Here is a 26,679-nt window from a genome sequence, read left to right as displayed (position 1 = left end):
GGGAAATTGGTTTGCCGCTATGTAGGCGAATTGGCGCCCGGGAGCAACGCGCTAGAGGCAAAATCCAAGCGCTTTGTCGCAGATGGCCTGCGGGAAACGGCTGAAGATCACCTCAGCCTATCGCAGCGCGGCATGATCAATCCGGAAAAGCTGGAAATTGCTGGGTGTCGGAGAAACCACCCGCTCTAGCCCCGGCCAGTCATCACCACCCGCGAGCGCGGCATAAAGAGGCGCCTGTGCGGGATCGGCTTTAAGTGGGAAGCGGCAGACGGCGACATAGTCGAAAGGTGCGAGTGCCTCCCGACGCAGCTGCGGATCCGAGGTCATGAACACGTCGAACATGCGCTTCATCCCGGGCGACGCGCGATGGAACGGTATCGCACCAACCGAAAAGCCCGATGGAGCAGCGAAGATCACGGGTAGCGCAATCCCCTGCGGCACGGCAACGCGCCCCGGAGGGACGGTTTGAAGCACCGAGAAATCCTGTTGCGGACATTCACTCGCCGCCATGTAGTCGACGGCATCGAACTCATGCTCGAGCGGCGGCAGCAAGACGAAGAAAAGGCAAAGCGCGCCTGCAATCATGGCCGCAACCATTGTGGGGATCCGATAGGCCTTCTCGAACCCCGGAGGCCTCATGGTCATCATTGCGACGACGGCAGGCAGGAAAACCGGCATAAGCGCTATCGGGAAGCGAATGTTTCGCGTCACGAAGGCCGTCAGGATGAGCGCGCTCATTACCATAAGATAGGCAATAACCGGGCCGAACGACTTCTCTCTCATTCTAAACCGGAGCAGCGGAACGACATATGCCGCAAAGGCAGCCGTCAATGCGACGAGCATGAGGAGATCGTATTGGCCGTTTTCGTAGAAGTACCGAATGCTCTTTTCCTGCCAGATTCGATTGAACCAGAGCTCACGCGACAGTGGATCGATGATGCCGTAGGGTCCCGACATGCAGGACGGGAAAAGGAAGGCCGCACCGATCAGAAGAGCAACGCCGGGAAGCGCCAGCGCGAGGAGCCGGGCGAACGGCCCCGTGCGCTCATTCTGGATGAACGCACACACGCCGAGTACCGTGGAAAATCCACATAGCAGCAGGATATACGGAGCAGAGAAAGCGTCGCATTGCGTCGAAACCGCACCGGACGGGCCGATGAATGCCATTGCCGAAAGAAGCGTGACGGTCGCCATCGAAACGGACGCAGCAACGATGACCGTGCGCACCTGGGCAACATTTCCGAGATAGCAAAGAACGAGTCCGCCATAGGCAACCGCGACAAATGGCAAGCACTCAAGGCCGATTACCGTCGAGATTGCGGCCCCGGCGCCGATCATTAGGCCCCCTGTCCGCCCCCAGCGGACAAGTCCTGCCACGATCATCATAAGGGCGACAATCTGAACGTTGTGGTGATCGATGCGCCGAGGTGAAAACTCCAGCACGCCCATGCTCATGAGAATGGTCATGAGTATGAGCGACAGAATAAGAGCCGTCTCCGTCAACGCGAACCCGGCCATCAGGCGGCGCGCCGTCGATGCAACCAGCAGGCTGAAAACCGCCAGCAGCATCGGCGGCCAGACATGAAAGGCAACGGTAAGCGCTTGTGCGGTCGGCAGGAATAGTTGCAGCAGCCAGGCAATCGCAACATAGGGGAAGTCGACCAAACGGGACCAGGGCGAGACGTAAACCGCAGGCATTGAGATGAATGGCAGCGACAGATCGAACCAATGCCCTTGTGGAGACATCAAGTGCCGGATCTGTAGCTCGCGCAACTGGTCGTCGACATCGCCGACGAACCTGATGCCATCGGCAAGATCGACCATCAGCATCGCCAGCGCGGTCGCGTAGACCACGATGAACATCCGCCACAATGGCGTTTCCCGTACGGCAGTCTCGTTGCTTTCAGATGCAACTATGTCGGACATTGATCGTCACTCGAGCTGTTGGGTCGCCGCCAGCCCGAGATGATATGGGTCAAAAATTGAGATTATCCTACCGCTTCAAAAACCCGCGGCGTCGACCACACCTTCGTCGCAGCCGAACGAGGTTTTGCCGGCGCCCTGGATCAGGTCGCCGAGCGGCGCCCCATCGCTGGTCGTCGCCTTCTCGGAAAGCCCGATGGTCAACTCGCTGATGACACGATCCCGCCCTGCCCTGCGGCAGCTCATTTTCACCCGGTCACCGGCGCCCGGGCCAAAGCTCTTGTCGAATGCGGCCTTGATCTCGGGGGCCGTCAGCGTCTTACCGATCCGTGAGACAAAGAGATCGCGAACGGCCGAAGCGTTCAGCTCGCCCACGAGGCGAACAGCAGTGCCGAAGTAGGCGTCGGCGCTCATCTTGGTGCAGGTGCCGTGTTTCAGCCATTCGTGCCGTTCGAGCCCCGACTGTGTGCCCGGCATGACCTTGTCGAGGTCCGCCTTGCCCTGTGCGGAAAGCGTCACTTCAGGCAACTCATTCCAGTCGCCCTCCTTGTCGGCGGTGCGCAGGTTGCCGGAAACGCCGCAATAATTGTCCCGCATCGGCCAGAGGCCGTGCAGCGAAAAGTGCGTCGCATCGAAGCGGTCGCCGGTCTGGCTGCCGCACTCCGCCTTGCGTTGATTGGTTTCGCAAAACGCCGGCTGCCAGCTCGCGGCGAGAATATACCGCGTGTGTCCGCGGCCTAGCTCCTGCGCCGTGGCCCCGCCGGCGGCGGTTATCATGGCAAGAAAAACAGACGCGCATGCCCTGAAATTGCTCATCTCGACCCCTCAGGAACAATCCATGAACAGATAAGCACGTCATCTCGGGTTTCGCAACCCTTCGTGGATGACCGCCAAATTCCCATCGGATAGGCATCCCGGTCTGTTGCTTTTGCCGTCCGATCTGGTCAGTTCCAGCGACGGAGGAAACAATGTTCGCAGAAACACAGCGCGTCGCAACGACGGGGGCGTCGCTTGCATTTCACTATGAACCGGCGGCAGGACATGAGCGTGGCGTCATCCTGATCTGCCACGGCCTGGCAGAACACTCCAGGCGCTATGCCGGATTTGCGCAGACCATGGCCGCGCGCGGCTATCATGTCTATGCCCACGATCATCGCGGCCACGGAGATACGACGGCGCCGGATGCGCCGATCGGCCGCTTTGCCCGCCGCGACGGCGTGCGGCAAGTCATCGACGATGTTGCAGCGATGCGCGACCATGCGGCCCGGCTGCATCCGGGACTTCCCATCGTGCTCTTCGGTCATTCGATGGGTGGCCTGATCGCGCTCAATGCAGCGGTGACCTATCCCGGCAAGTTCGATGCGCTTGCCATCTGGAACTCCAATTTCAATCCTGGGCTGGCCGGACGCGCGGCCCAGGCGATCCTGCTTACGGAACGCGCACTGAAGGGCTCGGATGTTCCGAGCGCCCTGCTTCCAAAACTCACCTTCACCACATGGGGCAAGTCGATTGCCGACCACCGGACCGATTTCGACTGGCTGTCGCGAGATCCAGCCCAGGTCGACAAATACATCGCCGATCCGCTGTGTGGTTTCGACGCATCCGTGTCGCTATGGCTGGACATCTTCGAACTGACCTTCCGGGCACCGCAGGCATCGCATCTGGTAAACGTGCCGAAACAGTTGCCCATCCATCTGGTCGGCGGCGGTCGGGACCCGGCAACAGACAACGGAAAAGCCGTCACATGGCTGTCAAACCATTTGAAAGCGGCCGGCTTCTCTCGTATCACCACGCAGATATATCAGGATATGCGCCACGAGACCCTCAATGAGATCGGTGCGGATGCAGCGATGGCTGATTTCGCCGACTGGTGTGACGCAGTTCTCGCCAAGGCGTGAAGAAGGACCCGAAATGAGCAATAGCAATGCCAGCCGATCCATGTCCGCCTCCTCCGAGGTGATGTTAGGGATCGTGCTGATGTCTCTGTCGGTCCTGATCTCGCCGATCATCGATATCTTCTCGAAGCTTGCCATTGCCACGGTTCCCTCCGCGCAAATCACCGCCGCGCGATTTGCCGTGCAGGCCCTCTGCATGCTCCCCATCGTGCTGTGGCGAAACAACCTGACGAATATCACCTGGAAGCAGAGCTTTTTTCACGCGATCCGCGGCGCCATCATTACGGTATCGATGATCTCCTTCGTGACGACGTTGAAGTACATGGCGGTTGCGGATGCGATCGCGATCTTCTTCGTCGAGCCCATCATCCTCACTATCCTCAGCAGCATCTTCCTGAAGGAAACCATAGGTTGGCGGCGCTACACCGCCTGCGGCGTCGGCTTCTTCGGTGCAGTGCTCATCATCCAGCCCAGCTTCGAGGAGGTAGGCTACGTGGCGCTGCTTCCGATCGTGAGCGCTCTCTGCATCGCCATCTATGCGATGATGAACCGCGCGCTTGCGCAGCGCGAGGATCCCTGGCTGATGCAGTTTCATATGGGTCTGTGGGGCCTACTGATCTGCGCGGTGCTTCTATATTTCGGCCACGGCAGCGGTTCTGATGTCCTTGATCCTGTCATGCCGGATAGCCGCGGGTTCCTGTACCTTCTCGGTGTTGGCGTCTCCGCAGCGATCGCCGGCATTCTCGGCGTCTACGCCTACCGCTCCGCGCCGGCCTCCACCCTCGCGCCGTTGCAGTATTTCGAGATCGTCTCGGCCACCATTTTCGCCTGGCTCGTCTTCGGCGACTTCCCGGATGCGGTCAAATGGCTCGGCATATCAATCATCATGGGGTCAGGCTTCTACATCATCTGGCGCGAGCGGCGCTTTGCATCGAAACCCGTATCCGATACATCTCAATCGACACGGGCACCTTGATCTGATCGTGGGAGGAACATGACGGAGACCAAGCTTAGCAACGCACCGCTTGCGGGCATTCGCGTCATCGAACTCGCCCGTGTGCTCGCCGGACCATGGGCAGGCCAGATGCTGGCAGATCTCGGCGCTGACGTCATCAAGGTGGAAAATCCCGATGGCGGCGATGATACCCGCCAGTGGGGGCCGCCATTCGTCGAGAGCGCCGATGGCGAGAACCTCTCCGCCGCCTACTATCACTCCGCCAATCGCGGCAAGCGCTCGATCACGGCAGACCTGAAAAGCGAAGACGGACAATCCCTCGTTCGCCGCCTCGTGGCAACGGCCGATGTCCTCATTGAGAATTTCAAGGTTGGCGGGCTCGTGAAATACGGGCTGGATTACGAGAGCTTGCGGAAGATCAATCCAAAGCTCGTCTATTGCTCCATCACCGGCTTCGGCCAGACGGGCCCCTACGCCGGACTGGCGGGCTATGACTATATCGTACAGGGTATGTCGGGTTTCATGTCGATCACCGGCGAGCCGGATGGACAGCCGATGAAGGCAGGCGTTGCGATCGCCGATATCTTCACGGGCATCTATGCCGTCTCGGCCATTGAGGCGGCCCTCATCCATGCCTTGAAGACCGACCAGGGGCAGCTTGTCGACATGGCCTTGCTCGATGTCCAGTCCGCCGTTCTCGCCAACCAGAACATGAACTATCTGGTATCAGGCCGCGCCCCGACCCGGCTGGGGAACGCCCATCCCAATATCTCGCCCTATGAGGTCGTACCGACGGCAGACGGCTATCTCATCCTCGCCGTTGGAAATGACGGCCAGTTCCGCCGCCTGTGCACGATCCTCGGCCTTGACGAAGTGGCCGACGACGCGCGCTTTGCCACCAACAAAGCCCGGATCGCGCATCGCGATGAGGTCCGCCGGCTGGTGACGACCGAAACGCTGAAGTGGCTGAAGGCCGATCTGCTGAAGGCTTGCGAGGCGAATGCCGTTCCAGCCGGAGCGATCAACACGATCGAGGAAATGTTCGCCGATCCGCAGATCAAGGCGCGCGGCCTGCGTGTCGATCTCGAAGACGCAGTTGGTACTATCATCCCCGGTGTGAGGACACCGGTGGTCCTGTCGCAGACGCCGTTGCGCTACGAGCGGCCCAGCCCGCGATTGGGAGAGCATCACGAGGAAGTTCTGGCGGAGCTCGCCGAACTGGAGGGGAAAAAGCCATCATGAAACGAACCGGCGGGGAACTGATCGTCGAGGCCTTGAAAGCGAATGGGGTGAAACGCCTCTCCTGCGTGCCCGGCGAGAGTTTTCTCGCTGTTCTCGATGCGCTTCACGACAGCGACATCGACGTGGTCGTCTGCCGTCAGGAGGGTGGCGCCGCGATGATGGCCGATGCCTGGGGCAGGCTCAGCAGCGAGCCCGGGATCTGCATGGTCACGCGCGGCCCCGGCGCAACCAACGCCTCCGCCGGCCTGCACATCGCCAGGCAGGATTCCATTCCGATGATCCTGTTCATCGGCCAGGTCCAGCGCGATGCACGTGAACGCGAAGCCTTTCAGGAAGTGGAATACCGGCGCGCCTTCACCGAATTCGCCAAGTGGGTAGGCGAAATCGACGATGCTGCACGCATTCCCGAATTCGTTACCCGCGCCTTTGCGATCGCGACCTCCGGGCGGCCCGGTCCGGTCGTCTTGTCACTGCCCGAAGACATGTTGCGCGAAGAGGTCGAAGCGCCACGCGCCAAGCGCTATGCCCGCGTCGAGGCTCATCCCGGCAGCAGCCAGATCGACGACCTCTATCTTCGCCTTCTCAAAGCCGAGCGGCCGATGGTCATTCTCGGCGGCACGCGTTGGGATGCCGATGCCGTTGCCGACTTCCAGACCTTCGCCGAGCGCTTCAAGCTGCCCGTCGGCTGCTCCTTCCGCAGGCAGATGCTCTTCGACCATCTGCATCCAAGCTATGCCGGAGATGTCGGGATCGGCATCAACCCCGAGCTCGCAAGAGAGATCAAGGAAAGCGACCTGCTGATCCTCATCGGCAGCCGCATGTCGGAAATGCCGTCGTCAGGCTACACGCTGCTCGACATCCCCTACCCGCAGCAGCAGCTTGTCCACATTTATCCCGATGCATCAGAGCTGGGACGCCTTTACCGACCGGACCTCGCCATCTGCGCGAGCCCGCAGGATTTCGTGGGGGCCCTGGCCGACCTGGAAGCACCGGCGGAGGCGCATTGGGCCGAGCGGACCGAGCGCATGCATCAGGCCTACCTGACCTGGTCGAAGCCACCGCAGACCGGCCCCGGCGACGTCCAGATGGGACCGATCATGGCGTGGATCGAGGAAAACACGCGGCCCGATACGATCTTCACCAATGGCGCCGGCAACTATGCGACCTGGGTGCACCGCTTCCACCGGTTCCGGCAGTTCAACACGCAGGCCGCCCCCACCTCCGGCTCGATGGGCTACGGGTTGCCTGCAGCCGTTGCCGCCAAGCGCCTCTTCCCCGACCGTGAAGTGATCTGCTTTGCCGGCGATGGCTGCTTCATGATGCACGGGCAGGAATTCGCCACTGCGGTCCGCTACGGACTGCCCATCATCGTTGTTGTCGTCAACAACGGCATCTACGGCACGATTCGGATGCACCAGGAGCGGGAATACCCCGGCCGGGTCAGTGGGACAGATCTCACCAACCCTGACTTCGCGGCGCTTGCTGTCGCCTACGGCGGCCATGGAGAGACGGTAGCGAAGACGGACGAGTTCGCCCCAGCGTTCGAGCGGGCGCGAGCGAGCGGCAAGCCGTCGATCATCGAGATCAAGCTCGATCCGGAAGCGATCACGCCGACGCGAACGCTGTCAGAAATTGCGCAAACAAAAAGCCGGTGAGCGGCTGAACGCCCACCGGCCTCAGGAATCGAAAAGACGACGATCTTAGATCGCGGCCGTAACGATGAACTCGACCTTGTACTTCGGAGCAGCGAGCTTGGCTTCGCTGGTGGCGCGTGCCGGCGTGTTTGCCGGATCGACCCAGGCTTCCCAGGCAGCGTTCATTTCAGCGAAATCCGAGATGTCGGAGAGATAGATCAGCGTCTGCAGGATCTTCGACTTGTCGGAACCGGCAGCGGCCAGCAGGCGATCGACTTCGCCCAGAGCGTCCTTGCACTGTTCGGTCACGGTGGCGCCTTCGCCAACCTGGCCAGCGAGATAAACGGTGTTGCCGTGGATGACTGCGCCGCTCATGCGGGCGCCGGCGTCGATGCGCTTGATGCTCATGATGTTCTCCTTGTTATGAAATGAAAGGCGCCGCACGAGAGGCGGCGCCGAATGGGCTGCTCAGCCTAGGGCTAAGCGCGAATGTGATGGGTCTTCTGATAGATCGCTGTCGAGCGTGCGCCGGAGCGGCAATAGCCGAGCATCGGACGCGGAAATTCGTCGAGCGCGTCGACCATGTCGGCAACGGCTTCTTCCGTCACACCCATCGGACCGACCGGAACATGCGCGATCTCGATGCCGAGTTCCTTCGCACGTGCTTCGATCACGGCAAATGGCGTCTGGTCCATGCTTTCCTGGTCCGGGCGATGGCAAACGATCGACTTGAAGCCCAAAGCCTTGATCTGATCGAGGTCCTCGACCGTGATCTGTCCCGACACCGAATATTCGTCGTCGATCTGGCGAATGTCCATCGTAAATCCTCCTGAAATCGTGGGCTGAATGACTACGCCGCCCGATGCCCAGCGTCAACCACGCATCGCCTACACAAAAGCGAAGCTGAGGCCATAATTGCGGCTCTCGCCCGGCTTGAGCATCACGAACTCGCCCGCTGCTTCAAGCTCCGAGCGTGGCACCCAGCGATGCGACACAGGCTCGATGCCAAGCACGTCGGCGGGAGCCGTTTGATTTCGCCAGACCTGCATGTGCGGCAGGGTATCGGCCATCACCCGAACCCGCAGCGTCTTGCCACCGATGGCGGCGATCGGACCGAGCCGGATTTCGGACAGACCATTGTTGGTCGCAGGCGCCTCGACGCAGAATATGTCGCCGCCTTCCTTGCCGAACTTCCAAGGGAATCCGCCACCGTCGAGCATTTTCCCTTCAAGCCGCGTCGCCGCGTCGAACCATTTCCCGCCGATGTTCATGTGGTACATCAGAAATGTCGGGACAGTCTGGCTGCTGGTGTTGATCACCGTGTCCCTGAGATGGGTCTCGCCGGTGCTGCCATCCATGAACCAGTGCCGCTCGATGCGCGCCGGCAGTCCTTCCACGGTTGTAATGTCGATATCAGCGCGGCACTCGGCGTTGCCATTCTCGAACTTCGTCCAGAGTATTTTGGCCGCGTGCCCGGCGGCCGAACCGTGCAAGGGAAATACCAAACCATCGGTGCGACCGGGGATCGGATCGCGATGGCGAATGTGGTCAGGCCCGCAGGTAAACAGGAAACCTTCGACGGAATGCGAGATGCGTGCATCGCCATCATCCGGGACCGCCTTCTTCGGTGCGATATCGACGCCACCGACAATGCAGCCACCGATATCCATCAGCGAGGTCTCGTCCAACATCAGGCGCGGTCCGCTGGCGGCGGCAAATTCCATCATGATCTCATCTCCCCATTCATGAACCGCCGTAGCGTTAGGTTCTGCGCGGCATTTCGTCAATCTTCACGAACCGCAGGGCGAGCGGGAATTTCATTGGAACGGATGGCGATCTCAAATGTTTATCACTAAAGGGAAAATCACGATTTTTTTATCTTTTGTTCAGCACGATTTCATAAATTCCACACTAGCGTCAAAATTCGCAGGTGTGTGTCGGCCAAGTCACTGAGGGATACGAAGACGTGAATCGCTTTCTGAAATCGGCATTGCATGGGGCAATCATCGTGGTGGGTTTTGCCGCGGCAGCCCCGGATGCGGGCGCGCAGCAATTCTACAACCGCCGCCCGAGCGTCGTTTTCGTCACCCCCGAGGGTGAGATTCTCGACTATGTGCCGGCCGGTACTGGCTATGCGCGAGACCGCCGCGGCAACCGTGTCCTCATCGATCCCTACGGCAACATCATCGCAACGGAAGCGCGCGCGCGCAATTACTTCCCGCGCCCGCCGGTTCGCGAGGCTGAAAGCAACGACCCTTATTACGGCAATGGCGATGTCTACGGCGATACCCGTTATGCCGAGCGCGGCGCAGTCACGGGCTCGATCCCGCGCGACGCCTCGATCGACCGGCAACCGCTGGACGACCAGCCCTACCCGCAGAGCGGCGACTACGCCTCGATCGAACCGGATCAGCAGAATCCGGAGATCACGCAGCCAAAGCCGCAGGCTGAACCGGTAATCACGCTCAAAAACAAGTCGAAGTCCGAAATCGTAGCGCTTCAGGTCTTCCTCGACCGCGCCGGCGTTTCCCCGGGCGCAATCGACGGACACATGGGCTCGAATGTCACCAAGGCAATCTATGCCTACCAGGAGATGACCGGCGAAACGCTCGATCCGAACAACACCGACGCGATCCTCGAGCAGCTCCGCATGTCCGGAGGCCTGCCGCTGGTCAGCTACACCATCACGCAGTCCGATGCAGCCGGACCTTATGTCGCTGAAATCCCGGAAGACTATGCCCATAAGGCGGCACTGTCGTCGCTTGCCTTCACCTCCACGACAGAGGCGCTGGCCGAACGCTTCCATATGGACGAAGGTTTCCTGAAGGAAATCAATCCTGGCGCCGACTTCACGCTGCCCGGCACGGTCATCAAGGTCGTCAACCCGGGCGAAGCGAAGACCGGCGCGGTTGCGCGCATCATCGCCGACAAGGGCAAGAAGCAGGTCTTTGCTTATGACGCTTCAGGCGGCCTGATCGCCGCCTATCCGGCCTCGATCGGCTCAACGGACACCCCCTCGCCGTCGGGCACGGTGACGGTCGAGCGCGTCGCCTTCAATCCTGGCTACACCTACAATCCGAAGATCAATTTCCAGCAGGGCGCCAACGACAAGATCCTCAACATTCCGCCGGGCCCCAACGGTCCGGTCGGCACGGTTTGGATGGCGCTCTCGAAGCCGACCTACGGCATTCACGGCACGCCGGAGCCTTCCAAGATCGGCCGCACCCAAAGTCACGGCTGCATCCGCCTGACCAACTGGGACGCGACCGAGCTGGCAAAGATGGTCAAGCCCGGCGTCACGGTCGAATTCGTCGACTGACGTTCAGCGGGGCTCCCGAGCAGACCTTCCCCACCAACAAAAATGCGCCCCAGCGGACTGGAGCGCATGTTCATGTCCCGAAGCGATCGGATTAAGCCGCGGAGCGGATCAGCGGGCCGGTCATCCGTGCAGCGGCCGGGAGACGGACCGGCAACTTGCGCATGATCTCCTCGGCGAAACACTGGGCATTCTCGCGCGCCCGGTCGAGGTTGCTGACCCGAGCCGGATCCATCGAATGCAGCGTACCACCACAATCGAAAATATCGCGGAACGCGGAGCGTTCGATGATGGCGGTATCGAGAACCGGCACCTGACGCTCGCTGAGCAGTGACTTCACCAGCGACAGCGCACGCGTCGTGACCATCGAGTTGACGCGTGTCAGCACGACCGAATGGCCGATCTTGATCCCCGCCTTCTCGTCAAGATACTGGAGCAGTTCCAGCACCTGTGCACCGCCGCGCGCATCCATCGCACAGCCCTGGATCGGGATAAGGACGTGGTCGGACAGGCCGATCGCGGTTGCCAGCAACGGATTGCGCGCACCCGGCAGGTCGACGATGAAATAGTCGGTGTTGTGCTTGTTCTCTGAAATATGCTGCGGCAGCGATGCCGAAGTCACGAAGTCGATGACCGAAACATTGTGCACGTGGCCTGAAACTTCGTGCCAGCGGGAAATCCAATGCTGCGGATCTGCATCGAGGATGGTGACGCGATAACCCTTACGGGCAAGTTCGGTGGCAAGAAGAAGCACGGCCGTGGTCTTGCCGGCGCCGCCCTTGGTGTTTGCAAAAGTAATCACAGGCATGTCTGGTCCTCGAAGGGAATTTGCACGAGCTGGATATCGCTCTGTTGCGCACTTTCGGATGCATCGTGCGGTTAATGCATCCTTTCCAATCATGGTTAACAATACCTAAACATCGCGACCGAAAATTGCGGAGACCATTTCTCGCATCTCAGGAATGTCGGATGAAAACCAGGCGAGCGGGCAACAAAAAAGCCCGGAAAGTCAGTGCTTTCCGGGCCAGGTTTCAGGTCCGCCTTTTGTCTCAGAAGCAATCCTTGAAAAGCGCCTTGGTGTTCTCAAGTGTTAACGCGACGGGGTTTCCGCCGGCGCTCGGGTCCTCGATCGCCATCGCCGAAAGCTCATCGATACGATCCGGGGTTATTCCCATGGCCGACAGATTCTGCGGAACGCCGAGTTCGGCACGCAGCTGCAGCACATAGTCATAGAAGCCATCAAAGCCGCCGGAGATGCCGAGATAAGCCGCCGCACGCGCGATCTTGTCTTCGATCGCCGACCGGTTGAAGCGCAGCACAGCCGGCATCACGACGGCATTCGTCATGCCGTGGTGCGTGTTGTAGACGGCGCCGATCGGGTGCGACAGCGCATGGATCGCACCGAGGCCCTTCTGGAACGCAACGGCACCCATGGCTGCGGCCGACATCATGTTGGCGCGGGCTTCAAGGTCCGTGCCTTCCTTGTAGGCGCGCGGCAAATATTCCTTGACGAGACGCATGCCCTCCAGCGCGATGCCAGCAGACATCGGGTGGTAGAAGGGCGAGGAATAGGCTTCCAGGCAATGCGCGAAGGCATCCATGCCGGTGCCGGCGGTGATGATCTTCGGCATCCCGACCGTCAGTTCCGGATCGGCGATGACGACGCCGGGCAGGAATTTCGGATGGAAGATGATCTTCTTCACATGCGTTTCGGAATTGGTAATGACGCTGGCGCGGCCGACTTCCGAGCCCGTGCCCGCCGTCGTCGGCACGGCCACGATCGGCGCGATGCCTTCAACGCTGGCGCGCGTCCACCAGTCACCGATATCCTCGAAGTCCCAGACGGGGCGCGTCTGGCCGGCAATGAAGGCCACGCACTTGCCGAGGTCGAGGCCCGAGCCGCCACCGAAGGCAACGACGCCATCGTGGCCACCGTCCTTGAACGCCTTGACGCCGGCATCGAGGTTCTTGTCGTTCGGGTTCGGATCGACGTCAGCGAAGATCGCGCGACCGAGACCGGCGTCTTCAAGAATGTCGAGCGCCGTCTGGGTGATCGCCATCGACGCCAGGCCGCGATCGGTGATCAGCAGCGGCTTCTTCATGCCGAGGCTCTTGCAGGCGTCCGCCAGTTCCTTGATGCGGCCCCGGCCGAGCTTGAAGGCGGTCGGATAGCTCCAGTTGGCTGTGATGTTGCTGCTCATGCTGTGACTTTCTTCAGATGGTAGGATTTCGGACGCGTCAGGTTCTGGAAGCCGATGATCGACAGCGAGCCGCCACGGCCGGTTTCCTTGACGCCGGTCCAGCAGAGTGCCGGATCGAGATAGTCTGCGCGGTTCATGAAGACGGTGCCGGTTTCGATCTCGCGACCAAGCCGCCCTGCCCGTTCCGCATCCTGCGTCCACAGCGATGCCGTCAGGCCGTACTGGCTGTCGTTCATCAGGGCGATTGCCTCGTCGTCGCTCTTCACCTTCATGATGCCGACCGCAGGACCGAAGGTCTCTTCGCGCATGAAGGCCATCGAGTGATCGACGTTGACCAGGATCTGCGGAGCGAGATAGGCGCCGCCATCATCCTGCGGGAACAGCTTGGGATCGACCAGAGCCTTGGCGCCCTTCGACACCGCGTCGGCGATCTGCTCGCGCACGACTTTGGCGAAACGCTTGTTTGCCATCGGGCCGAGCGACGTTTCAGGATCGAGCGGATTGCCGAGCTTGTAGTTCGACACCCACGCGACCGACTTCTCGACGAAGCTGTCGTAGAGCGACTCGTGCACATAGATGCGCTCAATGCCGCAGCAGCACTGCCCCGAGTTATACGTCGCGCCATCCATCAGCGTATCGACCGCCGCATCGAGGTCAGCGTCTTCCATGACGTAACCCGGATCCTTGCCACCGAGCTCGAGGCCGAGACCGGTAAACGTACCGGCCGCCGCACGCTCCATCGAGCGTCCGCCTTCGACCGAGCCGGTGAAGTTCACGAAGTTGAAGCTGCCGGCGGCAATCAGCGCAGATGTCGTCTCGTGGTCGAGAACTATGTTCTGGAACACATCGTCGGGAACGCCGGCCTCGACGAATGCCTGCACCAGCCGCTCGCCGACGAGAAGGGTCTGCGAGGCGTGCTTCAACACAACCGTATTGCCCGCCATCAGCGCTGGCGCGATCGTGTTGATCGCGGTCATATAGGGATAGTTCCACGGCGCCACGACGAAGACGACGCCATGCGCCTCGCGCTCGATCCGGCGCTCGAACTTGTCGCTCTCTTCGACAACAAGCGGCGCCAGCGCATCGGCTGCAATCGAGGCGACGTAGTTGGAGCGCTCGTTGAAACCCTTGTACTCGCCACCATAACGGATCGGCCGGCCCATCTGCCAGGCAAGCTCGGGAACGACGACGTCCGACATCTCGTTCAGCCGCGCAACGCCCTTGAGGACGAGCTGGACGCGGTCTTCAAGCGGACGCTTCGCCCAGGACTTCTGCGCCTTGCGGGCGCGCGCCACAACGTCCTTCGCCGCCTCCAGCGGCAGCGCCGGACGCTCGGCGTAAACCGATCCGTCGATCGGCGAAATGCATTGGATCATTCCCATGATCATCTTCCTATGTTTTCGCGTGCCGAAGCCGGCCGCCGCCTACAGACAATCTCGCAAGATATGGAGATCGTATGACAGGACGTCGTCCGGCCTTTGCTACGCCTATTATGCTCTTTCGAAACCGCGCGCCACTTCCCAGTCGGTGATGCGACGATCGTACTCTTCCTGCTCCCACTCGGCAGCACGCGTGTAGTGATCGATGACGTCGTCGCCGAAGGCATTCCGCAACATCTTCGATTTGGTCATGGAAACCGTCGCCGCGCGCAGCGTGCGCGGAATCTCGCGAACCTTGCGCGCGCCATAGGCGTCACCGACGAACGGCGCTTCGAGTTCCATCTTGTTCTCGATGCCGTCGATGCCAGCCGCCAGCAGTGCCGCAAAGGCGAGATAGGGGTTGAGGTCGGACCCGCCGACGCGGCACTCGATGCGGATCGCCTTCGTACCATCGCCGCAGAGGCGATAGCCGGCCGTACGGTTGTCCTTGCTCCAGATCGCTTTGGTCGGCGCGAAGGTGCCGGCCATGAAACGCTTGTAGGAGTTGATATAGGGCGCCAGGAAATAGGTGATCTCGCTCGCATGCGCGAGCAGCCCGGCAATGTAGTTTTCCATCAGCGGCGACATGCCGTATTTGCCCTTGTCGTCGGCAAACAACGGTGTCTTGCCATCCGCGCTCCAGAGCGACTGGTGGATATGCGACGAACTGCCGGCGGCGTTGTAGTGCCACTTGGCAAGGAAGGTGATGGCCTTGCCCTTCGACCAGGCGATTTCCTTGCAGCCGTTCTTGATGATCGCGTGCCGGTCCGCCATCGTCAGCGCGTCGGCGTAGCGGACGTTGATCTCTTCCTGGCCGGCGGACGCCTCGCCCTTGGAGTTCTCGACCGGAATGCCGGCGCCCTGAAGACCGGTGCGGATCGCCCGCATGACCTCTTCTTCCTTGGTTGTCTGGAAGATGTGGTAGTCTTCGTTGTAGGCGCTGGCGAGCTTGAGGTTGCGATAGCCGGAGGCGTGCGCCGACTCGTAGGTCTGGTCGAACAGGAAGAACTCGAGCTCGGAGGCCATGAACGCCTTCATGCCCATGTCTTCGAGGCGCTTGACCTGCTTCTTCAGGATGGCGCGCGGCGAGTGGGGCACCTCCTCATGCGTGTGGTGGTCGAGCAGGTCGCAAAGCACCAGCGCCGTCCCTTCAAGCCAGGGAATGCGGCGCAGCGTCGAAAGGTCCGGCTTCATGGTGTAGTCGCCGTAGCCCTTTTCCCAGCTTGTCGCCTTGTATCCGGAGACGGTTTCCATCTCCATGTCGGTGGCCACCAGATAGTTGCAGCTGTGGGTCTCTTTCCAGGCGCTCTCGATGAAATATTCCGCCTGGAAGCGCTTGCCCATCAAGCGACCCTGCATGTCCACCTGGCACGCCAGGACCGTGTCGATGCGGCCGTCGGCAACATCCTGCTTGAGATCGTCGAGAGTATAGATGCTCATATTGAATCCGCCTGAACTTTGAATAGGAAAATCGGGGCAACGAAAGAGCATGCCTTGGCGCGAGGCTGAGGCGCCCGATGCATTTTCGTTGAGCCGGGGGAACGGGGCTGCACAGGGCAGCCCCGCCATTGATATGAAAAGTCTGAAGCTTAGTGTTCGCCAACGGCCTTTTCGGCAGCCGCAATCTCGGCCTGGCGACGTGCCACTTCCTCGCCGATCGGCGGGCCCTTGAAGCGGCGGCTTTCGAAGCCGAACCACACGATCGCGGTCAGCACAAGGAAGCCCACGGTGATGTAGAGCGCCCACTCGTTCGGCGGCTGAACGCCGAGAACGAAGATAAGGATCATCGCGAGGATCGTGAGAACGGAGAAGAGCTTGTACATGCCCTCGCCGATGTTCCACGGACCCATCTTGTCCCACTTCGACGTGCCCCAGGCGAAGAGACCGAGCGTGATCGGGATCGCGAAGGAGAAGAACAGGAAGATGACCGTGCACGAGACGACGATCGTGTAAACCGGCGTATCACCGATAGAGACGAGCGACGAACCCCAGACGAACAGGACCGAAAGGATCGAACCCGTCCAGATCGCAGCCACCGGCGTGCGATACTTCGGGCTGACCTTGGCGAGCGCCTTGGATGCCGGCAGACCGCCGTCACGCGAGAACGCGAAGATCATGCGCGAGACCGAGGTGACCGTCGCAAGACCGCACAGCCACTGGCTGACGAGGATGGCGAAGTAGAGCAGATCCTTGACGACAGGGTTGACCTGGCTGTCCATGGCCCAGAAGAACACGTTCCAGCCCTGCTTGGCGGCATCGTCCATGTTCGGGAGCATCAGGACGAACGAGCACAGCATGATGTAGCCGAAGAGCGCCGACCAGAGAACGGAGGAGACCATGCCGCGCGGAACGGAATGGGCAGCCTTGACCGTTTCTTCCGACGTATGCGCCGACGCGTCATAGCCGGTGATCGTGTAGATTGGCAGCAGCAGGCCGAGCAGGAATACCCAGGTACCCGACGTTGCCGGCCAGACGTTGCCGCCCGCTTCGCCGGAATAGTTGGCGAAGGTGAAGAGGCGCGCCACGTCATAGGAGGGGGCTGCCAGCAGGCATACCGCCGAAAGAGCAATCGCCGTTGCGAAGATCAGATAGCCCGAGAAGTCGGTGAGCTTGGCTGTCAGCCCGATCCCCATGTGGTTCACGAGTGCCTGCGCACCGGTGATGATCACCAGGAAGAGAATGCGAACGGTGGTGGTATCCGTCAAACCGAAATAGCCCGTGCCGAAGGAACCCATGAAGAAGTAGTAGGTACCGACGTTGATCGCACCAAGAACGGTGACAAGACCGAGCAGGTTGAACCAGGCGGTCAGCCAGCCGGTGAAGCGGTTACCGAGGATCGAACCCCAGTGGTAGAGACCACCGGCCGTCGGATAGGCGGAGCTGATCTGCGCCATGGCAACGGCAAACACCAGCGAAACGAAGCAACCGACCGGCCAGCCGATGCCGATAGCTGCACCGCCGGCGCCCGCAGTTGCCTGCGCCAGCGAGTTGATACCACCGGAAAGAATGCAAATGATGGAAAATGAAACAGCAAAATTCGAGAACGAGCTCATGCGTCGTTCCAGCTCCTGGGCATAGCCCATGGAGTGCAGGATGTGCACATCCTGCTTTTTGTCGAGTTCCGTATAATCGGACATGACTTCCCCCTGTATAGCGATCAGCCGCGGAATTGCGAATGATCATCCAGTGCCAAAGTGCCCGCGGCGTCTTCGCCTACGGGCGGCGCAGTTAAACTGCTCCCTGGGGTCTTATCGTTGCTATTCAGGCGTCCAGGCTTTGCTGGAGCAGCCCCGTCAGATACCCGGCCATGACCCCTTGACCGGTTTCGTCCGAGATGAGGTCGTTGCGGACCTCGATCATTACATTGCGAAACCCATTCGAAACCCCGTGCAGGATCAGCGTGTGGGTCACGCCGTCGGCCGGGCCGTAGGGTTCGTTGCGTTCGATTTTATAGCGGTGCGGGCCGGCTTCGGCGGCCTCGAGCATGCCGTCTGCCAAGCGGCTGTCTTCATCGTGCAGAATACCAATCTCCACGGCACGCGTCTTGCCGTGGTAGATGGGCGTGAAGCTATGGACTGTTGCAATCACGGTCTCCTGCCCCCTCGCCTTGCGGTCGCGAATCAGCGCCCGGATGGCATCGTGGAAAGGAATATACAACGCTTTCGTCCGCGCGTGGCGCTCTTCATCGCTGAGGCGCGCGTTGCCCGGAATGTCGTAGACTTCGCTCTTCTCAGGCATGGCGCCCGGGGATTCAGGCGGACGATTGCAATCGTAGACCAGACGGGAAAACCGCTGGTAGGCGAGCGTCGCATCCAGAGCCTCGGAAATACCGCGAGCGACCGCCAAGGCACCGGGATCCCACGCGATATGGCTGCGCAAGGCCTCTTCGGAGAGGCCGAGCGTGCCGAAGCGCTCGGGAAGCCGTCGGGAAGCATGTTCGCAAATGACAAGCAGCGGGCTCGTGCCGTTCGGTCGTTCCACCGCGACGCATTCCCCATCCGCTTTGCTGAGAACCTCGACTTGAGCAGGCACCACAGGCGCACCATCCCGACATTAATAAATTATTTATAGAAAAGAATTCTTCAGGTTCTGAGCCCTGTCAAGCACACTCTGAAAATTTCTTTTCACGACAACAGTTGACATGGATTGTGACAGCGTTGTTAACTTTCAGTGGGAAAGTGGCACAAGACCAATCCCGGGGAGCAAGATCGCGTGACCGCTGCGTCGAAGACAGTTTCGGACGTAATCCATTCGCATTTTGGCGCGCTCACACGTGCCGAAAAGCAGTTGGCTGAAAGTCTGCTGGACAACTACCCTGTCTCCGGACTGGGGAGCATCACGACGATCGCCGAAAACGCCGGCGTATCGACGCCGACAGTCGTGCGCATGGTCCAGAAGCTGGGCTACAAGGGCTATCCTGATTTTCAGGCCCACCTCCACCTGGAGGTCGAGGCCACCATCTCGAACCCGATTGCCAAGCACGATCGCTGGGCAAGCAACGCCCCCGGCACGCATATTCTGAACCGATTTGCCGATGCCATAATGGGCAATCTCCGGCAGACGCTGAGCGGCCTGGATACCGCGACATTCGACAGCGTCGCGGCGCTGCTGTCGGACCGCAAGCGCGGCCTCTATTTCGTCGGAGGCCGCATCACCGGCGCGCTGGCTGAATACTTCTTTACACATATGCAGGTCATTCGCCCGAACACGACACTGCTGTCGTCGAATTCGAGCAGCTGGCCGCAATATGTGCTGAACATGAGCCAGGGCGACCTGTTGATCATCTTCGATATCCGCCGCTACGAGCAGGAGATGGTCAGCCTGGCCACGGCCGCGCGCAAGAGCGGCGCCGAGATCATCCTTTTCACCGACCAATGGAGCTCACCGGCCGCCAAGCTCGCACGCCACACATTTCGCGTGCAGATTGAAGCGCCGTCAGCCTGGGATTCCTCCGTCGTCACTCTTTTCATTGTCGAAGCGCTGATCGAAGCGGTTCAGAACTCGACATGGGATGAAACGAAGGAGCGCATGAAAACCCTGGAAGGCTTGTTCGAACAGACCAAGCTCTTCCGCAAACTCGGTTAGGAGGGAAAAAACGACAGAAAAATGACAACGCGGTAGAAGCGAAGAACGGTGTCGTAAATGAAACATCCCCGCCAACTGCCTGCGATACAAAGAAAAATGAACGTCATTGAACTGTCACGAAAGCTTCACGTAACGTCAGTAACAGCAACGTCGGACACTGAAACCTGAAGGAGAACAACAGTGATCTCTAATATTTCTAGACTGCTTTCGCTTTCGACTGCAATTGTTGTGGCTTCAACTGCTATTGCCGCTGCCGAACCCAGCGCTGAACTCATCGCTGCGGCCAAGAAGGAAGGCACGCTGACCACGATCGCGCTTCCGCACGACTGGTGCGGCTACGGCGACGTCATTGCCGGCTTCAAGGCAAAGTACGGCCTTGAGGTCAACGAACTGAACCCGGACGCCGGTTCGGGCGACGAAATCGAAGCGATCAAGGCCAACAAGGGCAACACCGGCCCGCAGGCGCCTGACGTCATCGACGTTGGCCTCTCCTTCGGCCCCTCCGCAAAGGCCGATGGCCTGATCCAGCCCTACAAGGTCTCCACCTGGGATTCCATCCCGGATAGCGCCAAGGACGCCGACGGCTTCTGGTATGGCGACTACTACGGCGTTCTCTCCTTCGTCGTGAACAAGGACATCGTCAAGGACGCGCCAAAGGACTGGGCCGACCTGAAGAAGTCCGACTATGCCAACAGCATCGCTCTCGCTGGCGACCCGCGCGCTTCCAACCAGGCTGTCCAGGCTGTTTATGCAGCCGGTATCGCAGCTGGTGAAAAGGACGCGACCAAGGCTGGTGAAGCTGGCCTCGCTTACTTCGCCGAACTCAACAAGGCCGGAAACCTCGTGCCTGTCATCGGCAAGTCTGCCTCGCTCGCTCAGGGCTCGACCCCGATCGTCATCGCCTGGGACTACAACGGCCTGTCCTGGCGCGACACCCTGAAGGGCAACCCCCCGGTTGACGTCATCGTTCCGGCATCGGGCGTCAACGCTGGCGTTTACGTCCAGGCGATCTCCGCTTTCGCTCCGCACCCGAACGCTGCCAAGCTCTGGATGGAATACCTGTACTCGGATGAAGGTCAGCTCGGCTGGCTGAAGGGCTATTGCCATCCGATCCGCTTCAACGACCTGGCGAAGAACAAGAAGATCCCGCAGGAACTTCTCGACAAGCTGCCGCCGGCTGCCTCCTATGAAAAGGCTGTCTTCCCGACGCTCGAAGAACAGGCTGCCGGCAAGGCCGCCATCACCGGCAAGTGGGACAGCGTTGTTGGCGCCAACGTCAAGTAATAGCTGACACAAGACCTCTCCGTCCCCGTGGCGGAGAGGTTTCCTTTCATTGCCCCGATAAGGCTGTCGTCTATGAGCACCATTTCAACACCCGTGGCCAGCACCACGCCCCTGATAAATCGTGACAGGGTCATGGACTGGCTCGGCATCGCGCCGTTCATGATCTTTGCGGCGATGTTTCTCATCATCCCGACGCTTTATCTCGTCGCCGGCGCGTTCCTGACGCCGGAGGGCAACCTGACGCTCCAGAACATCGCCGACCTCTTCACGCCGACGATCCTCAGCGCCTACTGGATCAGCATCAAGGTTTCGGTCGCATCGGCCCTAGGTGGCGCGCTGATCGGTTTCTTCCTCGCCTGGGCGGTGGTGCTCGGCGGCCTTCCGAACTGGGTTCGGTCCGGCCTTCTGACCTTCTCCGGCGTTGCATCGAATTTCGCGGGCGTCCCGCTGGCCTTTGCGTTCCTCGCCACGCTGGGTCGCACCGGCCTGGTGACCGTGCTGATGCGCGACTGGTTTGGCTTCAATCTCTATTCGACCGGCTTCAACTTGCTGAGCTTCTTCGGGCTCACCCTCACCTACATGTATTTCCAGATCCCGCTGATGGTGTTGATACTGACGCCGGCTCTCGACGGCATGAAGAAGGAATGGAAGGAAGCCGCGCTCATTCTCGGCGCCACCAACGGCCAGTACTGGCGCATGGTCGCCTTCCCGATCCTCTGGCCAAGCCTGATGGGCACCACGCTGCTTCTGTTCGCGAACGCGTTCGGCGCGATTGCCACCGCCTATGCCCTGACAGGTAGCTCGCTCAACATCGTACCGATCCTGCTCTATGCGCAGATCCGTGGCGACGTTCTTCACAACGCCAACCTCGGCTATGCCCTGGCGCTCGGCATGATCGTCATCACCGGACTTTCGAACCTCCTCTATATCCTGCTGCGCATGCGCGCTGAACGGTGGCAAAAATGAAGACTTCACGCCTTGGCGCCTGGATCGCCGTCGCAATTGGCGCTGCCTACTTCGTACTGCCGCTGATCGCCACGATCGAATTTTCGCTGCGGATGCGCCGCGGCGCCTATAGCTTCGACGCCTACGCCTCGGTTTTCTCCGAGGCGCAGTTCCGCGAGACGTTCGGCTACTCGATGCTGATGGCGCTTCTGACCATCGTCTTCGGCATGCTGCTCGTCGTGCCGACCGCCTATTGGGTCCGCCTGCGCCTGCCGCAGATCCGCCCGGTGGTCGAGTTCATCACGCTGCTGCCGCTCGTCATCCCGGCGATCGTCATCGTCTTCGGCTACCTCAGAATGTACAACTCGTCCTCGATCCTGCCGCTCACAGGTTCGACCTCGGGCACCAACATACTGCTGGTCTTATCCTACATTACGCTGTCGCTGCCCTACATGTACCGCGCCGTTGACACCGCCATGCGCGCGATCGATGTCCGCACGCTCACCGAGGCCGCGGAAAGCCTCGGTGCAAGCTGGACGACCATCATGTTCAAGTGCATCTTTCCGAACGTCATGAGCGGCGTTCTGTCGGGCGCCTTCATCACGCTCGCGATCGTCATGGGCGAATTCACCATGGCCGCCCTGCTCAATCGTCCGGCCTTCGGCCCCTACCTGCAGCTGGTCGGTGCCAACCGCGCCTACGAGCCGTCGGCGCTGGCGGTCATCGCCTTCTCGATCACGTGGCTCAGCATGGGCCTTCTCAACCTCGTCTCCCGCTTCCACCGGGCCGCTCCGGCCAAGTCGTAAGGTATCTGGTTTTCATGGCTTTCCTCGAACTCGCAAACCTCAAGAAATCCTTCGGCGCAACGCAGGTCGTGCATGACTTCAACATGCAGATCGAGAAGGGTGAATTCATCTCCTTCCTCGGCCCGTCGGGCTGCGGCAAGACGACCGTCCTGCGCATGATCGCGGGCTTCGAAACACCTTCCTCCGGTCGCATCGCGATCGGCGGCAAGGAACAGGGCAATCTGAAGCCGAACAAGCGAAACATCGGCATGGTCTTCCAGGCCTACGCGCTGTTCCCCAACATGACGGTTCACGACAACGTTGCCTTCGGCCTCAAGGTCGCCGGCGCGCCTCAGGCGGAAATCGACCAGCGCGTCAAGGAAATGCTCGGGCTGATCAAGCTCGATCATCTTGCCGATCGCTATCCCTACCAGTTGTCCGGCGGCCAGCAGCAGCGCGTGGCACTCGCGCGTGCGCTTGCGGTGAAGCCTCAGGTACTGCTGCTCGACGAGCCGCTGTCAGCGCTCGACGCCAAGATCCGCGTGTCGCTGCGCGAGGAAATCCGCGCCATCCAGCAGAAGCTCGGCATCACAACCGTCTTCGTGACGCACGACCAGGAAGAAGCCCTTTCGATCTCCGACCGCATCGTCGTCATGAACGCCGGTCGCGCCGACCAGATCGGAACCCCCTTCGAGATCTACAACACGCCGGCCACACGCTTCGTCGCCTCCTTCGTCGGCACGCTCAACATGATCGAGGCGAAGGTCGTCGATCCCGCGGTCAACCGCATCCAGATCGGCGATCAGGGCGTCACGCTGAAGCAGTCGGTCGCGGCGTTCAAGGCAGGCGACACCGTCTCCCTCGCCCTTCGTCCAGAAGCCGGATCGCTGGCCGAGAGCGCGCCATGCGACACCAAGCTGACGGGCCAGGTCGTCTCCGCCCACTTCCTCGGCTCGGTCATCCGCACCCGCATGAACGTCGGCGGCAATGTCATTTCCTTCGACATGTTCAACAGCCCGGGCGTCGCCCCGCCGGCTGCCGGCGAGACCGTGACGCTGCGCTTCATGGCGGCCGACCTCCTCGTCATTCGCGACTGATCAGGCCGCCGCGCCAGTTTTGCGGCTTTGCCACACTCGCTTCCAACATTTCCGGCGCTGCATTTCGCGGCGCCGGAAATTGCTTGAAATGACGTCCTCGATGCGCAACGACTGCTTAAACGTTTTTCGTCCAGCAAAGTCAGCATCATGTCCCCCACCACATCAGTCGCCCCGCCCCGCCGCCTCACCGCGCAGGATTTCCGCACGCTCGGCCTATCGGCCCTCGGTGGCGCGCTTGAATTCTACGATTTTATCATCTTCGTCTTCTTTGCGGCGGTGATCGGCAAGCTGTTCTTTCCAGCCGACATGCCGGAGTGGCTGGTGACCATCCAGACCTTCGGGATTTTTGCCGCCGGCTATCTGGTCCGCCCGCTCGGCGGCATCGTGCTTGCCCACTTCGGCGATCTCTTCGGCCGCAAGCGCGTTTTCGCCTTCTCGATCCTGCTGATGGCGCTTTCGACGCTCGGCATGGCCGCCATGCCGACCTACGCAACGATTGGCGTTGCCGCGCCGATCCTGCTGATCCTGATGCGCATTCTGCAGGGTGCGGCGATCGGCGGCGAAGTGCCCGGCGCCTGGACCTTCGTGGCCGAGCACGTCCCGTTCCGCCGCGTCGGCTTTGCCTGCGGCTTCCTCTGCTCCGGCCTGACGCTCGGCATCCTGCTTGGATCGTTCATCGCCACGATCATCAATTCCGTCTTCACGCCTGAGGATGTCGCGGCCTACGCCTGGCGTATCCCGTTCCTGCTCGGCGGCATCTTCGGTCTCGTTGCCGTCTACCTGCGCCGCTGGCTGCAGGAAACGCCGGTCTTCGCTGAAATGAAGCAGGCCCGCTCGCTAACACCCGAACTGCCGCTGAAGGCCGTGCTGCGTGACTACCCGCGCGGCGTCATCATCTCCATGTTGTTGACCTGGATCCTGTCGGCCGGCATCGTCGTCACGACGCTGATGACGGCAACCTTCCTGCAGAAGCTCTATGGCTACACCGCGCAGCAGTCGCTTGCCGCCACCAGCTTCGGGACGCTCTTCCTGATCTTCGGCACAGCCGCCGCCGGCGCGATCGTCGACCGGGTCGGCTCAGGCCGCTTCTTCGTCGTCTCCAGCATCTTCTTTGCCGCAGCAACCTTCGCCTTCTACACCTACGCGGCGACGTCGCTCACGGTCCTGTTCGTGCTCTATGCCATCATGGGCCTGTCGGTCGGCATGGTCGGCGCCGTGCCTTATGTCATGGTGCGTGCCTTCCCGGCTCGCGTCCGCTTCAGCGGCCTCTCCTTCTCCTACAACGTCTCCTACGCGATCTTCGGCGGCCTGACGCCGCTTGCCGTGGCCTCGGCTCTGCCGCTAAACCCGATGGCGCATGCCTATTATCTGCTGTTCATCGCAGCGCTTGCCTTCGCGCTCGGGCTATACCTGATCGCCAAGGGCGACAGCGTCGAAGCCGAGGTTGGCATCGAGGAGCTGAATGAACGGCTTGCCACGAGCGCCTGACGACAACACACTAAGCTAGCAACCGGCCGGCAGGCGTTTCTGCCGGCCCTATCAATCAGAGATATTTCAATGATTACTTGCCATCTGCGCTATGTCATCGACCCCTACAAGGTCGCCGAATTTGAAGAATACGCCAGGCTCTGGATTCCGATCGTCAACCGCATGGGCGGCAACCATCACGGCTATTTCCTGCCCTCCGAAGGCGCCAACAACATCGCGGTCGCATTGTTCTCCTTCCCGAGCCTCGCCGCCTACGAAGATTACCGCACCCGCATGGCCGTCGATCCCGAATGCCAGGCGGCCTTCGATCTGGACAAGCGCAACCGCAGCATCATCAGCTATGAGCGCAGCTTCATGCGCCCGGTTCTCGGCTGACCGAGACGTCACCAAATCCGCGAGGGCCGACCCGCTCGGCCTTCCATTGGCACCCATGACGAGGAACTGAAGAACGATGCCGGCACCTCAGATCAAGATCCTCGACGCGCTCTCCGCACCGGGAAATCCGGAAAAGCCGAACGACGACCGCTTCGGCTACAACGAGGCCTGCGCCTTCGTAATCGATGGCGCTACAGGCCTCGGCGACCGCCAATACATGGATGCGTCAGGCAGCGATGCCGCCTGGGTCGCGGCACGTTTCGCGGATGGCTTCAAGCAGCAGATCACGCGCCAGACACAGGTCTCCGATATCGCCCGCGCTGTGTCGCTGGAGGCCAAGGCCACATTCCTCGGCAGCAACCCCGATGTGCCGCGCTACGCCTGGCCGCTTTCCGCCTTTTCGATGATCCACGCCACAGACGACGGATTGACCTTCTATGGCCTCGGCGATTCCTGCGTCTTTCTCCTGCAGGAGGATGGATCGATGAGCTTTCACATGGCCATTCCCGACGCATACGTCAGGGAGCAGGCCCATGCGCAAAGCCATATCGCCCGCACCGGCGGCATCACGCGGGATGGTGGCGCGCTCGGCAATCCGGAAACGTTGGCGGCTCTGCGCCGGCACCGTGAAAGCCAGAACACCGCAGGAGGCATCTGGACACTCGGCCTCGTGCCTGAATCGGCCGACCATCTGGTTTCGGAACGGCTGGAGATCAACGGCAAGGCGCACGCCATCGTCTGCAGCGACGGCTTCGCGGATCTGGTGGTTCTCTACGCCGCCTACGATACGGCGAGCCTCGTTCGGACAGCCCTCAAAAAGGGCCTCGCGCCGATGATCGAAGAGCTCCGGCGCTTCGAGCGGGAAACAGACCCTGAAGGTCTTCGCTACCCGCGCTTCAAGCAAAGCGATGACACGACGGCAATCCTCGTCGAACTGACCGCCTGAGCAACCACCGATTTCGATTCATGATCAGCGCCTTGCGGCGACAACCTGAATCAATCTGTCCGGTCCTTGAATCAGATCCTGAAGACGCAG

At 60.8% G+C, this 26,679-nt stretch carries 24 protein-coding genes; 13 read left to right on the top strand and 11 right to left on the bottom strand.

Annotated features, from left to right (window positions below; genetic code table 11):
- Positions 1–117 precede the first annotated feature (117 nt).
- Positions 118–1,926 (bottom strand): hypothetical protein, encoded by a 1,809-nt coding sequence (locus tag QTL94_RS11275; RefSeq protein WP_289801600.1) that lies wholly within the window; start codon positions 1,924–1,926, stop codon positions 118–120.
- A 75-nt stretch (positions 1,927–2,001) separates the two neighbouring features.
- Complete coding sequence (locus tag QTL94_RS11270) at positions 2,002–2,739, bottom strand: ribonuclease T2 family protein (RefSeq protein ID WP_289801599.1); 738 nt, start codon at positions 2,737–2,739, stop codon at positions 2,002–2,004.
- Between the two features lie 152 nt (positions 2,740–2,891).
- On the opposite strand from QTL94_RS11270, the gene QTL94_RS11265 reads away from it, so the two are divergent.
- Genes QTL94_RS11265 through QTL94_RS11250 form a run of 4 tightly spaced genes read left to right on the top strand, consistent with a single transcriptional unit; the run spans position 2,892 to position 7,670 of the window.
- Positions 2,892–3,821, top strand: coding sequence for an alpha/beta hydrolase (locus QTL94_RS11265; RefSeq protein WP_289801598.1), 930 nt, complete (start codon positions 2,892–2,894; stop codon positions 3,819–3,821).
- Positions 3,822–3,834: 13 nt separating this feature from the next.
- The gene (locus QTL94_RS11260; protein ID WP_065693566.1) at positions 3,835–4,794 is read left to right on the top strand and encodes a DMT family transporter; all 960 of its coding nucleotides are present in this window, start codon (positions 3,835–3,837) and stop codon (positions 4,792–4,794) included.
- An 18-nt stretch (positions 4,795–4,812) separates the two neighbouring features.
- Entirely contained in the window at positions 4,813–6,015 is a 1,203-nt protein-coding gene (gene caiB / locus QTL94_RS11255) for a succinate--glutarate CoA-transferase (RefSeq protein WP_289801597.1), read from the top strand.
- Positions 6,012–7,670, top strand: coding sequence for a thiamine pyrophosphate-binding protein (locus tag QTL94_RS11250; RefSeq protein WP_289801596.1), 1,659 nt, complete (start codon positions 6,012–6,014; stop codon positions 7,668–7,670). The genes caiB and QTL94_RS11250 overlap by 4 nt, the downstream gene beginning before the upstream one ends.
- Positions 7,671–7,715: 45 nt before the next feature.
- Here the strand turns inward: QTL94_RS11250 and QTL94_RS11245 are convergent, their stop codons facing one another.
- The 3 genes from QTL94_RS11245 to QTL94_RS11235 form a co-directional block, all read right to left on the bottom strand.
- Positions 7,716–8,057 (bottom strand): RidA family protein, encoded by a 342-nt coding sequence (locus QTL94_RS11245; protein WP_037178894.1) that lies wholly within the window; start codon positions 8,055–8,057, stop codon positions 7,716–7,718.
- Between the two features lie 71 nt (positions 8,058–8,128).
- Positions 8,129–8,467: a protein tyrosine phosphatase family protein gene (locus tag QTL94_RS11240; RefSeq protein WP_289801595.1), complete on the bottom strand. Its 339-nt coding sequence runs from the start codon at positions 8,465–8,467 to the stop codon at positions 8,129–8,131.
- 69 nt (positions 8,468–8,536) lie between these two features.
- Positions 8,537–9,376 carry a DUF4432 family protein gene (locus tag QTL94_RS11235; protein WP_289801594.1) on the bottom strand — a complete coding sequence of 280 codons (840 nt, stop codon included), beginning with the start codon at positions 9,374–9,376 and terminating at the stop codon, positions 8,537–8,539.
- A gap of 239 nt (positions 9,377–9,615) precedes the next feature.
- Here QTL94_RS11235 and QTL94_RS11230 point away from each other — a divergent pair, with 239 nt between their 5' ends.
- Complete coding sequence (locus QTL94_RS11230; protein ID WP_289801593.1) at positions 9,616–10,968, top strand: L,D-transpeptidase family protein; 1,353 nt, start codon at positions 9,616–9,618, stop codon at positions 10,966–10,968.
- Between the two features lie 91 nt (positions 10,969–11,059).
- On the opposite strand, the gene QTL94_RS11225 is transcribed toward QTL94_RS11230, so the two are convergent.
- From QTL94_RS11225 to QTL94_RS11200, 6 genes are all read right to left on the bottom strand, one after another.
- The gene (locus QTL94_RS11225) at positions 11,060–11,773 is read right to left on the bottom strand and encodes an AAA family ATPase (protein ID WP_289801592.1); all 714 of its coding nucleotides are present in this window, start codon (positions 11,771–11,773) and stop codon (positions 11,060–11,062) included.
- 241 nt (positions 11,774–12,014) lie between these two features.
- Positions 12,015–13,166, bottom strand: a complete 1,152-nt coding sequence (locus QTL94_RS11220) for an iron-containing alcohol dehydrogenase (protein ID WP_289801591.1) — start codon at positions 13,164–13,166, stop codon at positions 12,015–12,017.
- Positions 13,163–14,548: an aldehyde dehydrogenase family protein gene (locus QTL94_RS11215; protein ID WP_289801590.1), complete on the bottom strand. Its 1,386-nt coding sequence runs from the start codon at positions 14,546–14,548 to the stop codon at positions 13,163–13,165. Before QTL94_RS11215 ends, QTL94_RS11220 begins: the two co-directional genes overlap by 4 nt.
- Before the next feature lie 108 nt (positions 14,549–14,656).
- Positions 14,657–16,024, bottom strand: coding sequence for a glutamine synthetase family protein (locus QTL94_RS11210; protein WP_065693558.1), 1,368 nt, complete (start codon positions 16,022–16,024; stop codon positions 14,657–14,659).
- Between the two features lie 149 nt (positions 16,025–16,173).
- Positions 16,174–17,721 (bottom strand): amino acid permease, encoded by a 1,548-nt coding sequence (locus tag QTL94_RS11205; RefSeq protein ID WP_289801589.1) that lies wholly within the window; start codon positions 17,719–17,721, stop codon positions 16,174–16,176.
- A gap of 124 nt (positions 17,722–17,845) precedes the next feature.
- On the bottom strand, positions 17,846–18,619 hold the full coding sequence (locus QTL94_RS11200) for an N-formylglutamate amidohydrolase (protein ID WP_289801588.1): 774 nt from the start codon (positions 18,617–18,619) through the stop codon (positions 17,846–17,848).
- Between the two features lie 177 nt (positions 18,620–18,796).
- Between QTL94_RS11200 and QTL94_RS11195 the strand changes: the two genes are divergently transcribed.
- The 8 genes from QTL94_RS11195 to QTL94_RS11160 all read left to right on the top strand — a co-directional run bounded on the left by QTL94_RS11195 (position 18,797) and on the right by QTL94_RS11160 (position 26,589).
- Positions 18,797–19,669, top strand: a complete 873-nt coding sequence (locus QTL94_RS11195) for a MurR/RpiR family transcriptional regulator (protein ID WP_065693555.1) — start codon at positions 18,797–18,799, stop codon at positions 19,667–19,669.
- 180 nt (positions 19,670–19,849) lie between these two features.
- Entirely contained in the window at positions 19,850–20,953 is a 1,104-nt protein-coding gene (locus tag QTL94_RS11190) for an ABC transporter substrate-binding protein (protein ID WP_113520056.1), read from the top strand.
- A 72-nt stretch (positions 20,954–21,025) separates the two neighbouring features.
- On the top strand, positions 21,026–21,919 hold the full coding sequence (locus QTL94_RS11185) for an ABC transporter permease (protein ID WP_113520057.1): 894 nt from the start codon (positions 21,026–21,028) through the stop codon (positions 21,917–21,919).
- Positions 21,916–22,704 carry an ABC transporter permease gene (locus QTL94_RS11180; RefSeq protein WP_289801587.1) on the top strand — a complete coding sequence of 263 codons (789 nt, stop codon included), beginning with the start codon at positions 21,916–21,918 and terminating at the stop codon, positions 22,702–22,704. Before QTL94_RS11185 ends, QTL94_RS11180 begins: the two co-directional genes overlap by 4 nt.
- 14 nt (positions 22,705–22,718) lie before the next feature.
- A complete protein-coding gene (locus QTL94_RS11175) occupies positions 22,719–23,780 on the top strand; it encodes an ABC transporter ATP-binding protein (protein ID WP_289801586.1) in 1,062 nt (353 codons plus the stop codon).
- Between the two features lie 147 nt (positions 23,781–23,927).
- Positions 23,928–25,268, top strand: a complete 1,341-nt coding sequence (locus tag QTL94_RS11170; RefSeq protein ID WP_289801585.1) for an MFS transporter — start codon at positions 23,928–23,930, stop codon at positions 25,266–25,268.
- 69 nt (positions 25,269–25,337) lie between these two features.
- Positions 25,338–25,643, top strand: a complete 306-nt coding sequence (locus tag QTL94_RS11165; RefSeq protein ID WP_047505879.1) for an NIPSNAP family protein — start codon at positions 25,338–25,340, stop codon at positions 25,641–25,643.
- A 76-nt stretch (positions 25,644–25,719) separates the two neighbouring features.
- Positions 25,720–26,589, top strand: coding sequence for a hypothetical protein (locus QTL94_RS11160; protein ID WP_289801584.1), 870 nt, complete (start codon positions 25,720–25,722; stop codon positions 26,587–26,589).
- The last annotated feature ends 90 nt before the right edge of the window (positions 26,590–26,679 follow it).

The organism is Rhizobium sp. S96, from assembly GCF_030382195.1.
Classification (GTDB): domain Bacteria; phylum Pseudomonadota; class Alphaproteobacteria; order Rhizobiales; family Rhizobiaceae; genus Rhizobium.
This window is presented reverse-complemented; position numbering and strand designations above follow the sequence as displayed.

Coding starts and splice junctions, on each gene's coding strand:
- QTL94_RS11275 (WP_289801600.1), bottom strand. CDS start 1,926: ATGTCCGACATAGTTGCATCTGAAAGCAACGAGACTGCCGTACGGGAA.
- QTL94_RS11270 (WP_289801599.1), bottom strand. CDS start 2,739: ATGAGCAATTTCAGGGCATGCGCGTCTGTTTTTCTTGCCATGATAACC.
- QTL94_RS11265 (WP_289801598.1), top strand. CDS start 2,892: ATGTTCGCAGAAACACAGCGCGTCGCAACGACGGGGGCGTCGCTTGCA.
- QTL94_RS11260 (WP_065693566.1), top strand. CDS start 3,835: ATGAGCAATAGCAATGCCAGCCGATCCATGTCCGCCTCCTCCGAGGTG.
- caiB (WP_289801597.1), top strand. CDS start 4,813: ATGACGGAGACCAAGCTTAGCAACGCACCGCTTGCGGGCATTCGCGTC.
- QTL94_RS11250 (WP_289801596.1), top strand. CDS start 6,012: ATGAAACGAACCGGCGGGGAACTGATCGTCGAGGCCTTGAAAGCGAAT.
- QTL94_RS11245 (WP_037178894.1), bottom strand. CDS start 8,057: ATGAGCATCAAGCGCATCGACGCCGGCGCCCGCATGAGCGGCGCAGTC.
- QTL94_RS11240 (WP_289801595.1), bottom strand. CDS start 8,467: ATGGACATTCGCCAGATCGACGACGAATATTCGGTGTCGGGACAGATC.
- QTL94_RS11235 (WP_289801594.1), bottom strand. CDS start 9,376: ATGATGGAATTTGCCGCCGCCAGCGGACCGCGCCTGATGTTGGACGAG.
- QTL94_RS11225 (WP_289801592.1), bottom strand. CDS start 11,773: ATGCCTGTGATTACTTTTGCAAACACCAAGGGCGGCGCCGGCAAGACC.
- QTL94_RS11220 (WP_289801591.1), bottom strand. CDS start 13,166: ATGAGCAGCAACATCACAGCCAACTGGAGCTATCCGACCGCCTTCAAG.
- QTL94_RS11215 (WP_289801590.1), bottom strand. CDS start 14,548: ATGGGAATGATCCAATGCATTTCGCCGATCGACGGATCGGTTTACGCC.
- QTL94_RS11210 (WP_065693558.1), bottom strand. CDS start 16,024: ATGAGCATCTATACTCTCGACGATCTCAAGCAGGATGTTGCCGACGGC.
- QTL94_RS11205 (WP_289801589.1), bottom strand. CDS start 17,721: ATGTCCGATTATACGGAACTCGACAAAAAGCAGGATGTGCACATCCTG.
- QTL94_RS11185 (WP_113520057.1), top strand. CDS start 21,026: ATGAGCACCATTTCAACACCCGTGGCCAGCACCACGCCCCTGATAAAT.
- QTL94_RS11180 (WP_289801587.1), top strand. CDS start 21,916: ATGAAGACTTCACGCCTTGGCGCCTGGATCGCCGTCGCAATTGGCGCT.
- QTL94_RS11175 (WP_289801586.1), top strand. CDS start 22,719: ATGGCTTTCCTCGAACTCGCAAACCTCAAGAAATCCTTCGGCGCAACG.
- QTL94_RS11170 (WP_289801585.1), top strand. CDS start 23,928: ATGTCCCCCACCACATCAGTCGCCCCGCCCCGCCGCCTCACCGCGCAG.
- QTL94_RS11165 (WP_047505879.1), top strand. CDS start 25,338: ATGATTACTTGCCATCTGCGCTATGTCATCGACCCCTACAAGGTCGCC.
- QTL94_RS11160 (WP_289801584.1), top strand. CDS start 25,720: ATGCCGGCACCTCAGATCAAGATCCTCGACGCGCTCTCCGCACCGGGA.